General features: G+C 37.4%; 13 protein-coding genes. 8 read left to right on the top strand and 5 right to left on the bottom strand.

Annotated elements, in window-relative coordinates:
- Nucleotides 1-120 precede the first annotated feature (120 nt).
- Complete coding sequence (locus tag HUV91_RS06285; RefSeq protein WP_130072523.1) at nucleotides 121-1344, bottom strand: acyl-CoA dehydrogenase; 1224 nt, start codon at nucleotides 1342-1344, stop codon at nucleotides 121-123.
- Nucleotides 1345-1597: 253 nt separating this feature from the next.
- On the opposite strand from HUV91_RS06285, the gene HUV91_RS06290 reads away from it, so the two are divergent.
- Nucleotides 1598-2539 (top strand): LysR substrate-binding domain-containing protein, encoded by a 942-nt coding sequence (locus HUV91_RS06290; protein ID WP_174492885.1) that lies wholly within the window; start codon nucleotides 1598-1600, stop codon nucleotides 2537-2539.
- Between the two features lie 90 nt (nucleotides 2540-2629).
- Here HUV91_RS06290 and HUV91_RS06295 read toward each other — a convergent pair whose 3' ends face one another.
- On the bottom strand, nucleotides 2630-2968 hold the full coding sequence (locus HUV91_RS06295; RefSeq protein ID WP_130072527.1) for a hypothetical protein: 339 nt from the start codon (nucleotides 2966-2968) through the stop codon (nucleotides 2630-2632).
- Between the two features lie 122 nt (nucleotides 2969-3090).
- On the opposite strand from HUV91_RS06295, the gene HUV91_RS06300 reads away from it, so the two are divergent.
- The 5 genes from HUV91_RS06300 (at nucleotide 3091) to HUV91_RS06320 (ending at nucleotide 6613) form a co-directional block, all read left to right on the top strand.
- A complete protein-coding gene (locus HUV91_RS06300; protein WP_174492886.1) occupies nucleotides 3091-3519 on the top strand; it encodes a guanosine-3',5'-bis(diphosphate) 3'-pyrophosphohydrolase in 429 nt (142 codons plus the stop codon).
- Nucleotides 3520-3661: 142 nt separating this feature from the next.
- The gene (locus HUV91_RS06305) at nucleotides 3662-4561 is read left to right on the top strand and encodes a LysR family transcriptional regulator (RefSeq protein ID WP_130072532.1); all 900 of its coding nucleotides are present in this window, start codon (nucleotides 3662-3664) and stop codon (nucleotides 4559-4561) included.
- A 93-nt stretch (nucleotides 4562-4654) separates the two neighbouring features.
- Complete coding sequence (trmA, locus tag HUV91_RS06310; protein WP_130072534.1) at nucleotides 4655-5737, top strand: tRNA (uridine(54)-C5)-methyltransferase TrmA; 1083 nt, start codon at nucleotides 4655-4657, stop codon at nucleotides 5735-5737.
- 243 nt (nucleotides 5738-5980) lie between these two features.
- Nucleotides 5981-6208, top strand: coding sequence for a hypothetical protein (locus tag HUV91_RS06315; RefSeq protein ID WP_130072536.1), 228 nt, complete (start codon nucleotides 5981-5983; stop codon nucleotides 6206-6208).
- 156 nt (nucleotides 6209-6364) lie between these two features.
- Nucleotides 6365-6613 carry a hypothetical protein gene (locus HUV91_RS06320; protein ID WP_130072538.1) on the top strand — a complete coding sequence of 83 codons (249 nt, stop codon included), beginning with the start codon at nucleotides 6365-6367 and terminating at the stop codon, nucleotides 6611-6613.
- A gap of 91 nt (nucleotides 6614-6704) precedes the next feature.
- On the opposite strand, the gene HUV91_RS06325 is transcribed toward HUV91_RS06320, so the two are convergent.
- The 3 genes from HUV91_RS06325 to HUV91_RS06335 all read right to left on the bottom strand — a co-directional run bounded on the left by HUV91_RS06325 (nucleotide 6705) and on the right by HUV91_RS06335 (nucleotide 11515).
- Nucleotides 6705-8870 (bottom strand): malate synthase G, encoded by a 2166-nt coding sequence (locus HUV91_RS06325; protein ID WP_130072541.1) that lies wholly within the window; start codon nucleotides 8868-8870, stop codon nucleotides 6705-6707.
- 385 nt (nucleotides 8871-9255) lie between these two features.
- Entirely contained in the window at nucleotides 9256-10404 is a 1149-nt protein-coding gene (gene zapE, locus HUV91_RS06330; RefSeq protein WP_130072544.1) for a cell division protein ZapE, read from the bottom strand.
- Nucleotides 10405-10504: 100 nt separating this feature from the next.
- A complete protein-coding gene (locus tag HUV91_RS06335) occupies nucleotides 10505-11515 on the bottom strand; it encodes an AraC family transcriptional regulator (RefSeq protein WP_130072547.1) in 1011 nt (336 codons plus the stop codon).
- A 153-nt stretch (nucleotides 11516-11668) separates the two neighbouring features.
- Between HUV91_RS06335 and HUV91_RS06340 the strand changes: the two genes are divergently transcribed.
- The gene (locus tag HUV91_RS06340) at nucleotides 11669-13198 is read left to right on the top strand and encodes a flavin-containing monooxygenase (RefSeq protein WP_174492887.1); all 1530 of its coding nucleotides are present in this window, start codon (nucleotides 11669-11671) and stop codon (nucleotides 13196-13198) included.
- 44 nt (nucleotides 13199-13242) lie between these two features.
- A complete protein-coding gene (locus tag HUV91_RS06345; RefSeq protein WP_174492888.1) occupies nucleotides 13243-14151 on the top strand; it encodes a lysine exporter LysO family protein in 909 nt (302 codons plus the stop codon).
- Nucleotides 14152-14241: the final 90 nt, after the last annotated feature.

Consider the following 14241-nt stretch of genomic DNA (forward strand, 5'->3'; position numbering starts at 1 on the left):
AGGTTATTCACGATGAATCCTTTATGTTTTTCTATATTGACCTTTTTTCAGGCATAAGCGCTCTAAGGATGCTCAATGAGGAACACCCTAAAGAATTTTAAAAATTTGATTTAAATAGATTTAATTACAAAATGCAGCAATACCCGTTTGCGCGCGGCCTAAAATGAGTGCATGTACATCGTGCGTACCTTCATAGGTATTGACCACTTCAAGATTAACCAAATGGCGTGCGACACCAAACTCATCACTGATACCATTTGCCCCCATCATGTCACGTGCGACACGGGCAATATCTAGTGCTTTACCGCAGTTATTACGCTTAATCAATGACGTCCCTTCAACTGATGCAATCCCCTCATCTTTCATACGACCAAAACGCAATGCAATTTGCAAACCAAGTGCAATTTCAGTTTGCATATCTGCTAATTTTTTTTGAATCAATTGATTCGCTGCCAATGGACGACCAAACTGTTTACGGTCCATGGTGTATTGGTGTGCTGCATGCCAACAAAACTCTGCTGCACCCATTGCTCCCCAAGCAATCCCATAACGTGCACTATTCAAACAGGTAAATGGACCACGTAAACCTCGAATTTCAGGGAAGGCATTTTCTTCAGGAACAAAGACATTATCCATCACAATTTCACCCGTGATCGAAGCACGTAAACCAACTTTGCCGTGTATTGCAGGTGCTGAAAGCCCTTCCCATCCTTTTTCAAGAATAAAGCCTCGAATCTCGCCTACATTGCCCTCAGCAGACACTTCTTTTGCCCACACCACAAATACGTCTGCGATTGGGCTATTGGTGATCCACATTTTTGTGCCTGTTAAACGATAACCACCATCCACTTTTTTGGCACGTGTAATCATACTCCCGGGATCAGAGCCATGATCAGGTTCAGTTAAGCCAAAACAGCCGATGTATTCCCCTGTTGCCAGTTTAGGTAGGTACTTTTGTTTTTGCTGTTCTGAACCAAATTCATTGATCGGCACCATGACCAATGAGCTCTGCACACTCGCCATTGAACGATAACCTGAATCCACACGTTCAATTTCACGTGCGATCAGACCATAACTCACATAATTTAAGCCTGCACCACCGTATTGTTCAGGAATCGTCGGTCCCAATAGTCCTAATTCCCCCATTTCACGAAAAATAGATGCATCCGTTTGCTCATGACGAAACTGTTGTAAAACACGTGGCATCAATTTGTCTTGAGCATAGGCTTGTGCTGCATCTCGAATCATACGTTCTTCTGATGTTAATTGTTGCTCGATCAAAAACGGGTCTTGCCAATTAAATTGTGCATGTGATTTTTTAGTTGAATTTAACATTTGATTCATTGCGTCCTCTGCAAATAATATGTTTGGCTTCTATCTGATGCTATGTCCAATTTAAATTTCTTTCAAACGATTAATTTGCATCCAGATATTCCATTTTCGCATAACTTATGTTTTTATAAATCACAAGATTCAATCGATTCACAGTGAATTTCATCACAATATTAATCTATATCAAAATATGTAGATAATGCATTTATTTTAAATTGTATTGCATTTTCAATCTATTATTTAAATAAAAAGCATGGAAATGGTTATGCGTAGAATGATTCCATCATTACAAGCACTACTCTGCTTCGAAGCTGCTGCAAAACATTTAAGTTATACCTTTGCAGCACAAGAGCTGCACCTCACTCAAAGTGCCGTTTCAAGACAAATCCAACATTTAGAAGACTATTTAGGCTTGGCGTTGTTTAACCGTACCCGCCATGGTGTCGCACTCACGCATGCAGGTGCACAATATTATCAAACGATCAAATCTCATTTACTCGCAATTGAACAAAGCACTTTAGATTTAATCTCACATAAAGGTCTAGGAGGCACACTCAAATTAGGTGTTGTCCCCACTTTTGCAACACGTTGGCTATTGCCGCGACTATATAAATTTAATGAGATTCATCCTGAAATTACCATCCATTTAGAAACCAGTACCAAACCTTTTTTATTTAGTGAACATATTTTTGATGCCGCAATTTATACAGGCACGGCGCAACAAGTTGAAAATTGGCCTGATACCAAAGCACATTATTTGCTTAAAGAAGAAGTTGTACCTGTATGTTCACCAAGTTTAATTTATAAGTATTTTCCTGAACTTCAAGCAACAAAAATCACCGATATTTCTCTGAGTGCAGCACAAATAGCCAGTCTACCTTTGCTGCAACAAACCACACGTCCAAAAATTTGGAAAGAATGGTTCGATGTATCGGGCTATGACCACCCCCACGCTCAACATGGACAACGGCATGAGCTTTTTTCTATGCTCGCAGTGGCTGCAACACATGGCATGGGTGTTGCCCTCATTCCCCAAACCTTGTTAGAAAAAGAACTTAGCTCTGGTGAGTTAATTATTGCATCGAAAATTCAATTAAAAGGCGTACGTTGCTATTATTTTGTCTACTCAGCACAACATCAAAGTCCTTTAATCGCTAAATTTGTAGAATGGTTAGTACAAGAGGCTGCGCAAACACAAACGAAATAGTCCTATCGTGTGCAACAAAATATTCTATATCTATAATCACTTAGATTTCAGATTTGAATATTTTGTTGCATATTTCAACTGACTTAAATATTAAATTACAGCATTTGGGCTAAAGCCAATATAGCGATATAAACCTTCTACCCCTAAATCCATTTTAAACATTTGATAATCGGCATAAGTCGCTTGTGAAATTTCAGCAAAAATCTGAATGCCTTGCTCATCATTGGCATGGATTTCATCTACAGTGCGTGACATACTTTGCTCAAAGCAATCTGAGATAAATTCAAAGCCTAAATCCATCGCAATAAATAAAGTATGTTCACAGGGTTGAATATATTGTTCTTGCGACCAATCCAAAACGGCATGTTGGCAATAAGGACATGTTACATTTTGCTCAGGATTATTGAGCTCAATCAGTTGAAAAGCCATCTTTTTCAGCACAAAATAAAACGCTAGTTTAAACGATTTTTTCGCGAGTTCGAAATATTGATCACATCAATTTATCATTTTCGAATCACAGCGCCTACATGATCAATCAACAAAAGGATTTTATGTCAACCATCGAAAAAGCCATTGCTTTCGCTGCAAAAAAACATGCAGGACAAGTCGACAAAGGGAATCAACCGTATATTTTTCACCCATTGCGTTTGATGCTCAAAGTTAAAACACCACAACAACAAATCGTCGCGGTATTGCACGATATTTTAGAGGATACCGATACAACTATCGTCGATTTAATCTCTTTGGGATTTGATCAAGAAATTATTGATGCCATTCTTGCTTTAACCAAAAAATCAGGTGAAAGCCGTATTGATGCTGCATATCGCGCTCATCAAAATCCGATTGCCTGTGCAGTTAAACTCGCGGATGTTAACGACAATATGGATTTATCACGTATTCCACATCCAAGTGAAAAAGATTTACAGCGCTTAGAAGAATATAAGAAGGTTCATGCTATATTGCGTTCTGAAATGTTGTAAGCCATACATTTTTATGGTGTAGAGTCTGTAGGTCAACATTCATATTTTAAAATGAAACGACAATTCCTACATATTTTATGCATTGACATGTAATCACTCATTATTTTTAAAATACATCATTCTCATATTTTTGGAATCATTAATGCTCTCTGATTTAGATGATTTTTACTGTTTTGCCTTGGTTGTTGAACATGGTGGATTTAGTGCAGCAGAACGGGCAACAGATATTCCTAAATCAAAACTCAGCCGCCGTGTCTATAACCTAGAAGAAAGCTTAAATGTACGCTTAATTCAACGCAGTTCTCGACATTTTGCTGTGACTGAAATTGGTATGAATATTTACCGTTATGCCCAAGTGATGATGAATGCGGCACAATCAGCACATGATTTAGTCGATCATCTCAGTGAACAGCCTCGCGGTTTAATTAAAGTGAGTGTTCCCGTTTCCATTGCACAAAATGAGATTGCCCGCATTTTACCAAATTTTTTAAAAAATTATCCCGAGATTAAGGTACAACTTTTAGTCAGCAATCGCCGTGTCGATATTATCAATGAAGGCATTGATCTTGCTTTACGTGTACGTGACAATCTTGATGATGATCCAAATTTAGTATTACGAAAATTTGAACAGATTGAACAGCATTTATTCGCAAGCCAAGCCTATTTAAATGAGTTTGGTCTGTTAAAAAAACCTGAAGATTTATCTGAACATCGTACTTTAAGTATGATGGATGAACATATTGACCAACAAATCGTATTGCATGATGAAGAAGGCCATCAGAAGAAAGTGAAGATCAACCCTGTCATCATGGGTTCTGATCTACTGATGCTCGCAAAACTTGCCAGTCAAAATTGTGGTGTCGTACTTTTGCCTGATTCTATGGTCGAGGACTATGTGGCAACAGGACAATTAGTAAGAGTTTTACCTAATTGGAAAGTACCACAAGGGATTTTTCATGCCGTTTATCCTTCTCGCCGTGGCTTATTGCCTGCTGTACGAGTATTTATCGACTATTTAGTTGAACATTTAACAAAAAGATAGTGTTTACTGATTTTGAATCGCAGTTTATTGCAGCTAATTTGACTAAACTTTGTTACCATTCTCACTGCTTTAAACTTGTCTTTTCGAATTTATATGACTTCAACTTATCAGCTTCAGCTCGATGCCAAAATTGAGCGTATTCGCAATCAATTTAGCAAATTCAATCCACCAGAATTAGAAGTTTTTGCTTCTCCTGAACAAAACTTTCGTATGCGTGCAGAATTCCGAATTTGGCATACCGAAGATGATATGTTCTATGCCATGTTTGAACGTGATGCAGATCAGCAAAAAAAGGTGATTCGCATTGATGAATTCCCGATTGCCGACCAAAGCATTAACACGCTAATGCCCATTTTATTGGCTGAATTAAAAAGCAGCGACATATTGTCTAAACGTTTATTTGAAGTGCATTTCCTTGCAACTTTAAATGGCGAAATGCTTGTGTCTCTAGTGTATCGTGCCCCACTCAATGAAGAATGGGAAGCTTTAGCCAAACAACTTGCAGAAAAACTCAATATTAAAATTATTGGTCGCAGCCGTGGTCAAAAAATTGTCCTCAGCGATGAATTTGTAGTTGAAGAATTGCAAGTATTTGAACGTAAATTTAAATATAAGCAAATCGAAAGCAGTTTTACCCAACCCAATGCACATGTTTGCCAAGACATGTTGGAGTGGGCATGTGATGCAGCTCGACAGTCTGAACGTGATTTGCTCGAACTGTATTGTGGTAATGGCAATTTTACCCTTCCCCTTTCTTTACGTTTCCGCCGTGTACTCGCAACAGAACTGGCAAAGTCTTCCGTTTATGCTGCACAGTGGAATATTGAACAAAATCAAATTAATAATATCCAAGTTGCGCGTTTGTCTGCAGAAGAATTTACCCAAGCTTATCAAGGTGAACGTGAATTCCGTCGCTTACAAGAAGCTGAAATCGATATTTCAAGTTATGACTTTGACACTGTTTTTGTCGACCCACCACGTGCAGGGATCGACCTAGACACCTTAAAATTAATACAGGGTTTTGAGCGTATTCTTTATATTTCATGTAACCCTGACACGTTATTTGAAAATTTAGAAATCTTAAGTCAAACCCATAAAATCCAAAAATTCGCCTTATTTGACCAATTTCCATACACACATCATATTGAATCAGGCGTATTGCTAGAAAAAATTTAAACAACTTATTTCAATGGTAACTTAGGCTACACGCATGTAGCCTATTTTATAAACACGAATATTTATATTGCTTATCAATGGCTTAATTTTTTAATGCAAAAAAACCTGTCATCATTCCGTTAAATTTTTACTTTATAATCGTTAAAATTCATGTTTTTTATTCAAGCTCGACCTTCGCATAGCTTGTATTTTATTTTAAACCCACTATATTTCAAGCTATGTTTGGTTGCATTAGAAGGCTCTATGAGTTTTTGGCAAAAGCTGTTTACAAAAGATGCGCAGCAAAATGAGCATAAAAATCAGATTGCTTGCGTGGAAAATGATTGCTCTTGTAAATCCAATGATCAACTTCTTTTGGCTTTATCTCAAGCGAAAGACGAAGATACGATTCTTGGCATTAAGAAAGTTCTCATCTCGCGAGGCTTTAGTCGTAAAGAGCTAAATGAACTTCAACATCCACCGATTCAATAGTCATGGATGACACAAAAAGGCATTCAAAATGAATGCCTTTTTTAATACCTGTCATTTGCAGCTCTTTTTTCATTATGTTAATGTGCTGAATAATTCTTTTGATTTATTACATCATCATTTAAATTTTCTATCATTTTACAAAATCGAGCTAAAACAATGAAAAAAATCTATTTTGCCTTAACGATCAGCAGTTTACTTTTGAGCGCCTGTAGCAGCAATAAAATGCCAAAAGAATGTGAAGAATCATGGCAACAGATTGAAAAAATGGCCAAAACCAGTGGTATTCCTGAAGAAGCAATTAATAATCAGAAAAAGGCTTTTGAAGATGAAGTAAATAAAATGGGTAAAGAAGAAGCCACCAAAGTATGCAAAACACAAACCGCAATACTGGGTATGGTTAAATAAATTTCTATGTGTTCTTAATCTAAGCGATCAGCATTTTAATACGCTCAAATAAAAAAACCCTGACAAGTCAGGGTTTTTAATCGCTTACAGATTAGTCACCTGTATAGCCTTTCAATTTTAAACGGTAAGCATGAAGCAGTGGCTCTGTATAACCAGATGGTTGCTCAGCACCTTTGAACACTAAGTCATAAGCGGCTTGATAAGCAAAGCCATCAAAACTTGGTGCCATTGGTGTGTACAGTGGATCGTTTGCATTTTGCTCATCCACAATCTTCGCCATACGCTTAAATACTTCTTCAACCTGCTCTTTGGTCACAATACCGTGACGTAACCAGTTCGCAACGTGCTGAGAAGAAATACGCAGTGTCGCACGGTCTTCCATCAAACCAACGTTATTGATGTCAAGAACTTTCGAACAACCCACACCTAAGTCAACCCAACGAACAACATAACCCAAGATACCTTGTAAGTTATTTTCAAGTTCTTTGGTTTTCTCTTCTTCAGTCCAGTTGGTATCTGTCGCTAAAGGAGGAGTTAACAAATCATCTAATGGCAACGCTTCTGTTTTCAACAATTCTTGCTGACGTACAGACACATTACATTGGTGATAATGGATTGCATGAATTACTGCGCCCGATGGAGATGGAACCCATGCACAGCTTGCGCCCGCTTCAGGATGTTCAATCTTAGTTTTATACATGTCTAAAAGCATGTCTGGTTTTGGCCACATGCCTTTACCAATCTGTGCTTTACCACGTAAACCCGTTTGCAAACCAATCATCACGTTACGGTTTTCATACGCTGGGAACCAAATTTGACCTTTCACTTCACCTTTACGAACGAATGGACCTGCTTCCATGAAGGTATGAATTTCGTCACCTGTACGATCCATGAAGCCTGTATTAATAAAGATCGTACGATCTTTTGCTTGTGCAATACAGTTCTTCAAGTTTACAGACGTGCGACGCTCTTCATCCATAATCCCGATTTTTAAGGTTTTCGCAGGTAAACCTAGTGCTTGTTCAGCACGTTCAAACAATTCAACTGCAAATGCAACTTCTTCAGGACCGTGCATTTTTGGTTTAACGATATACATCGAACCTTTGCGAGAGTTCTTGTTTTCATTTTGACCTTTGATGTCTGCAAAAGTAAGCAACGGCGTAATCAATGCATCCATGATACCTTCGTAGATTTCAGCACCATCTACTAGGATCGCTGGATTTGTCATTAAGTGACCTACGTTACGAAGTAACATCAATGAACGACCATGAAGCGTTGTTTCACCACCGATCAAGTTTTTATGAGTACGGTCTTTATTCAAAGTACGCGTAATTGTTTTACCATTTTTCTCGATAGACTCTGAAAGTGTACCTTTCATTAAGCCTAACCAGTTACGATAACCTTCAACTTTCTCTTCAGCGTCAACTGCAGCAATTGAGTCTTCTAAGTCTTGAATTGTCGTTACAGCAGCTTCAAGCACTAGGTCTTTTACGCCTGCCGCATCAGTTTTACCAATTGGGCTTGTTGCATCTACTTCAATAATAACGTGTAAACCATTATTTAAAAGTACAATTTCATTTGGTGCAGCTTCATCACCATTAAAACCCACAAATTGAGATTCTTTCGCTAATGTTGTAGTCGAACCATCTTTAAGTGTTACAGCTAATTTTTTGCCATCAACAGCATATTTAGTTGCATCAGCATGAGAACCATTTGCCAATGGGAAAGTTTCATTTAAGAAATTTTTAGCAAATGCAATAACCTTTTCACCACGAACTGGGTTATAGCCACCTTTACCTTTTTCCGCGCCACCATCTTCTGGAATCACGTCAAAACCGTAAAGTGCGTCATAGAGTGAGCCCCAACGTGCATTCGCAGCGTTTAAGCAGTAACGTGCATTACGCACAGGTACAACCAATTGTGCGCCTGCCAATAATGCAATTTCTTCGTCAACATTTTCTGTCGTGATTTGAAAATCTTCTACTTCTGGTAATAAGTAGCCAATTTCAGTCAAGAAAGCTTTGTAAGCTTCTAGTTCAAATTTATTGTTGCGGTGCCATTCATCAATTTTAGCTTGAATGTCATCACGCTTAGCCAATAATGCTTTATTTTTTGGACTAAGATCGACAACAACTTGCTCGAAATCTTTCCAGTATTTTTCGCTGTCTAGACCTGAGCCTGGTAAAGCTTCATTTTCAATAAAATCGTAGAGTTCTTTAGCAATCGCTAACTTGCCTTTTTGAATACGTGCAGTCATTGTCTTTCCTGATATTGCTACTTTTTATAACAAGAGATTCTTAGTATACCGATTTATACCTTGCTGAATAGTAATATCACATTCCTAAATAGTAAGCATTTTAAATTGAATACATACCGATATCATCCAATTAAATACAGTTCAAGAAGTGAATAACATCAACAATTTGAATACTCTTTCCACAGTGTATAAAGTTTTTAAAATGTCGAAATTAGACTTAAGTGCCGAAAAGGTCATTTATTTGATCATTTTAATGTCAATATACTTTTTTTCATCCCCCGATTAAGCCATGAAAAATACACAATGTCGATAAAAGCTTGTGAACAATCTGTTTCATTGAACAAAAAAAAGCACTCTGGCGAGTGCTGAATAAGATGTAACGTACTTATTCCACTTGTAATTCTTTGCCTTGAATCTGGCGATGTTCAGACTGTAAATATTCATCTGATTGCATTTCTAACAAACGTGAACGAGTACGTTCAATTTCAAATGCTAATTTTTCACCCTCATAAATCTCAATGATCGAATCTGCTGAAGTCAGTAATAATTTCACCCCACGATCATAAAACTCATCGACCAAATAAATAAAACGACGCGTTCCTTCTGACAACAAATCATCCAAATGCGGGACATTACTGACTAAAACCGTATTATAAATATTGGCAATTTCAATAAAGTCAGATGGACTACGCGGCTTCATACATAGTTCACGAAACTCACACCACAATACATCTTCAGTATGCCCTAACGTTTCAACCTCACGATTATTGATGATGATCGAACTTTTAGACACCGATTGTGACAAGACTAAAGCATTAAAGCGCTCAGCCATCCATGCCGTATTTTCATCATTTAAAGGTGACTTAAACAATTGTGCTTGTTTTAATACACGTAAACGATAGTCTACACCTGCATCAACATTTAAAATCACACAGTTTTTCTTGACCATTTCAATGGTTGGCAGAAAACGATCACGATGAATACCATTTTTATATAAACCATCGGGTGCAATATTTGATGTTGCAATCAGCGTAATACCGCGTGTAAATAGTTTTTGAAATAAATCACTAAGAATCATTGCATCTGTAACGTTTGACACAAAAAATTCATCAAAACAAATCACTACAGCATCTTTATAAATTTGATCTGCGACCAAATCGAGTGGATTACGTTGACCTGAAAGCTTATTTAACTCTTTATGCACATACTGCATAAAGTGATGAAAATGCATACGGGTTTTACGGCGAAATGGAATTGACTCATAGAATTGATCCATCAACCACGTTTTTCCACGCCCTACACCACCCCACATATAGACACCTTTAGGTGAGGTCTGGCGGCGAAAACGACGAAATGCTTTTTTAGAAGCTTTATAACGTTGAATAAGTTCTTGCCAAACACGATCTAGCTCATGCACTGCTTGCGCCTGTGCTTCATCGGGTAAAAATTGCCCAGATGACAAAGCTTGAGCATAACGCTCAGCAGGAGATACGGGTGTAAATGCGGTGCTATGTGCTGATTTTTTGTCTAACATATTACGAATACTTTTAGGGGCTGGTGGAAGTATAGCGAAAATTACAAGCTGATAAATAAGACTTTCTCATTAATTTATCTTTGCTATACCGAAAATTGTTTTATTTGCCATATTGGCGTGGGCTTTGCCCAAACCAACGTTTAAATGCATGATTAAATGCCGCAGGTTCAGAATATCCCAATAACTCAGCAATCATCTCAATTGAATATTCTTTATATTCAATCAGACGCAATGCCTTATGCTTAATTAATTGCTCTCGAATCACCTTATAACTCGTATTGAGTTGTTGTAATTGGTGGCGTAATGTTCGTTCCGGCAAATTCAATGCCTGTGCTGTTTCTGCCATTGTCGGCATTACACCTTGTTGTAACTCTAAATAATCCTTTACACGTTGAATCAATACAGGTGTCTCATTTTCAACATCACTTAAACGCTGAATCTCTTCAACACATTTAACCTCATAAATACGATTGGTCATCTGATCCGCAGATGGAATTTTAACATCGAGTACATATTTATCTAACCAAAATGCAGCCGCCTTACCACCAAAGTGTAAGTCCGCACCATAATAATCCTGAAACTGTTTCAAAGTTTCAGCATCTTTAGGTTGAGCAAAAGGTAACTCAATACGTATATCTGGAGTAGGCAAACCCATCATTTTATAAATATCTTGTAAAAACTTATATGTTCCTGAAATTTCACATTGTGCCCGTAACAATCCCATATCAGTCGTGAGATCAATAGGTTGATAGCTTAAAGCAACTTGATATTGGTTTTCTATCAAATTTAAAACGCCATATAAATGTGTTAAACCTTGAAAATGAATACCATTTTTGATTGCATCACCAACCGTCTGACACGTCACCAACAACATGAGCAAAGGACCATAACCCGCTAAAGCATAGTGCTGTCCAATAAATACCCCAGTTTCAGGCTTAACGCCTTGCCCAATGACTTTTTGAATATCCCATTCTAAACTCGGATGAATAATTGAACTGGGTTCAAGGGCATCAGACTGGATACCAATACTCGCAAGACGTGCATCCACATCAATACCTGCATTACGCATGCCCTGAATTAAGTACATCAAACCAAGTATCGATCTTTTCATCTTCATTACAATATTTTTTACTGGCTATTTTTTACTACACTATTACTGATTTGAAAATTGCCGAATTGATCAATTTTTCTGTTGCTATAATCATATTACTGTCTAAAAAATTTCATTAACCTAAACAAAATCAAAAAAAACTGGATTTAAAAAATGTGTGCAACAAACACGATCAATCATCAACAACCGACCCAATCCACACAAATTGCGATCATTGGCGCAGGCTTTGGTGGTTTAGCGATGGCTATTCGTTTACTACAAGCCAATATTCATGATTTTATCATTCTAGAAAAAGCCGATGATGTCGGTGGTACATGGCGTGAAAATCAATATCCGGGAGCTGCTTGTGATGTACAATCACACATGTATTCGCTCTCATTTGCACCGAAGAAAGACTGGTCAAAACGTTATGCTGAAGCGCCTGAGATTTTTGATTATATACAAGACCTGATAAAAGAATATCAGCTAAAAAAATACATCCAATTTAATCAAGAAGTCATTTCAACACGCTACGATGAACAACAATGTCATTGGCATTTAGTGCTAAAAAATGGACAAAAAATTGAGGCACAATTTGTTATTTTTGCTTCAGGTCCTTTGCATGTCCCACAGATTCCAAAAATTAAAGGCATTGAAAAGTTCAAAGGTGAAGTTTTCCACTCGTCACAATGGAATCACCAATATAATTTAAATGAGAAAAATGTAGCATCGATTGGCACAGGTGGTAGTGCGATCCAATATATTCCCGAAATCGCAGCCAAAGTTAAAAATCTTTATGTGTTGCAACGCACAGCAGCATGGGTAATTCCACGCGATGAACGTGCTTATAATGCTTTAGATCAACATCTATTTAAACGTTTTGAATGGTTTCGAAAGTTACATCGTGCACGTTTATATTGGTCAAATGAATCGCGCGTCGTTCCGATTGTACAACCACAAATCATGAAATATGGGCAAAAATTGGCTGAAGCTTTTATTAAATTTCAAGTAAAAGATAAAGCGGTTGCGAAAAAACTGACTCCAGACTATGTCATGGGCTGTAAACGTATTCTGATTTCTAATAAATATTTCCCAACCTTTAACCGTGACAATGTAGAACTCATCACCGATGCGATTCAAGAAGTGACTGAAAACAGCATCATCACCAAAGATGGTAAAGAACGTCCAATTGATTGCTTAATTTATGGTACAGGTTTTATTACCGACCCGCGTATTTATCTAAAATCATTTGAATGTTATGGTTTAAATGGTATTGAACTCAAAGATGCATGGAAAGATGGTGCAGAAAGCTATTATGGAATTACAACCAAAAATTTCCCTAATTTATTCCAATTGTTAGGACCAAATACCATACTTGGTCATAATTCTGTAATTTTCATGATCGAATCACAAGTGCAATATATTTTACAACTCATTCAATTGGTTAATAAAACTCAAACTCAAGCAATCACCATCAAACCTGAAGTACAAGATTCATTTAATGAACGTGTTCAAGAACAACTCAAAGGCACTGTTTGGCAGTCTGGATGTGTGAGTTGGTATCAACAAGATGGTGGCAAAAACTTCTCACTTTGGCCAACGTATACATGGAAATTCTGGCTACAGACTCGAACAGTTAACGCTAGCGATTATTTATTATTAGGTCAAAAACAAATGTCTAATAAAAGCACACGTGCTGCTTAAAACTTCAGCTATAATGGGCAAATAGTGACTATTTGCCCATTTTTATGCAATCTCTTTGGCTGATCTTCCAACTTTTATTTTGTTTATTTTTAGGTTTTATTCTGGCACGTCGATTACCCGTTTGGCTAGAAACTATCGCCTTTAAAATTCTGCCTTATTTTACTTATATCTTATTGATTGCCATTGCCATTGAGTTCGCACAAACCCTTCATAGCATCGCCGAACCTGCACAAATTGTGAGTGATGCCATTAGCATTGCTTTAGCAACATCGTTAGGAGCATTTCTATGCTGCTATATATTATTTAAAGTGATTGGCTTTCAACCTACACAAGGCAAAGTTTCAGCAGAACTGTTGATGGGTTCACTAATCAATATTAGCTATGCTTTTATCGCCTTAGCTTTAGGCTATGGTTTATCTGAATTATTTGCTTATTTTGACTATCAGCTACAGATCAGCACATGGTATTTACTACTCGTCTTCATGCTACTGATTGGTTTAGATCTCGCTTACTCCCCATTAGATCGCTCTTGGCTAAACTGGAAAATATTACTTGTACCCATAGGTTGTATTATTGGTTCTATTTTAGGTGCTGTCCTGTGTTCTTTAATGATCAATAGCATCAACTTAAAAGATTTGATCATGTTGTCACAAGGTTATGGTTTTTACTCTATGACAGGAATCGTGGTCACTGAACTCAGAAATGCTCATCTCGGCAGTATTGCCTTAATTAATGATTTATTCCGTGAAATTTTCGCCATTTTATTTATGTATATGATCGGTTGGCGTTATCCACGTTCTGCTATTTCTTCTGCAGGTGCAACTGCAATGGATGTTACTTTACCCATGGTTAAACAAGCCTGTGGCAACGAGTTTATACCGCATGCCATGGTCAGTGGTTTTGTTCTCTCAGTACTCGCGCCTATTGCTGTAAGTATTTTGGCAGCTTTATAGTTTTTCAAGCCGATAAGTAGAAAAGAAATCGCCAATGATTGGTGATTTCTTTTTTAACCAAAATTCAGAACTAGATTCAAAAAATGAGAA

The organism is Acinetobacter sp. Marseille-Q1623 (assembly GCF_902809895.1).
Classification (GTDB): Bacteria; Pseudomonadota; Gammaproteobacteria; order Pseudomonadales; family Moraxellaceae; genus Acinetobacter; species Acinetobacter piscicola_A.

What these genes read in the sequence shown, in the direction of transcription:
- HUV91_RS06285 (WP_130072523.1), bottom strand. Translation starts at nt 1,344, where the DNA reads ATGAATCAAATGTTAAATTCAACTAAAAAATCACATGCACAATTTAAT.
- HUV91_RS06290 (WP_174492885.1), top strand. Translation starts at nt 1,598, where the DNA reads ATGCGTAGAATGATTCCATCATTACAAGCACTACTCTGCTTCGAAGCT.
- HUV91_RS06295 (WP_130072527.1), bottom strand. Translation starts at nt 2,968, where the DNA reads ATGGCTTTTCAACTGATTGAGCTCAATAATCCTGAGCAAAATGTAACA.
- HUV91_RS06300 (WP_174492886.1), top strand. Translation starts at nt 3,091, where the DNA reads ATGTCAACCATCGAAAAAGCCATTGCTTTCGCTGCAAAAAAACATGCA.
- HUV91_RS06305 (WP_130072532.1), top strand. Translation starts at nt 3,662, where the DNA reads ATGCTCTCTGATTTAGATGATTTTTACTGTTTTGCCTTGGTTGTTGAA.
- trmA (WP_130072534.1), top strand. Translation starts at nt 4,655, where the DNA reads ATGACTTCAACTTATCAGCTTCAGCTCGATGCCAAAATTGAGCGTATT.
- HUV91_RS06315 (WP_130072536.1), top strand. Translation starts at nt 5,981, where the DNA reads ATGAGTTTTTGGCAAAAGCTGTTTACAAAAGATGCGCAGCAAAATGAG.
- HUV91_RS06320 (WP_130072538.1), top strand. Translation starts at nt 6,365, where the DNA reads ATGAAAAAAATCTATTTTGCCTTAACGATCAGCAGTTTACTTTTGAGC.
- HUV91_RS06325 (WP_130072541.1), bottom strand. Translation starts at nt 8,870, where the DNA reads ATGACTGCACGTATTCAAAAAGGCAAGTTAGCGATTGCTAAAGAACTC.
- zapE (WP_130072544.1), bottom strand. Translation starts at nt 10,404, where the DNA reads ATGTTAGACAAAAAATCAGCACATAGCACCGCATTTACACCCGTATCT.
- HUV91_RS06335 (WP_130072547.1), bottom strand. Translation starts at nt 11,515, where the DNA reads ATGAAAAGATCGATACTTGGTTTGATGTACTTAATTCAGGGCATGCGT.
- HUV91_RS06340 (WP_174492887.1), top strand. Translation starts at nt 11,669, where the DNA reads ATGTGTGCAACAAACACGATCAATCATCAACAACCGACCCAATCCACA.
- HUV91_RS06345 (WP_174492888.1), top strand. Translation starts at nt 13,243, where the DNA reads ATGCAATCTCTTTGGCTGATCTTCCAACTTTTATTTTGTTTATTTTTA.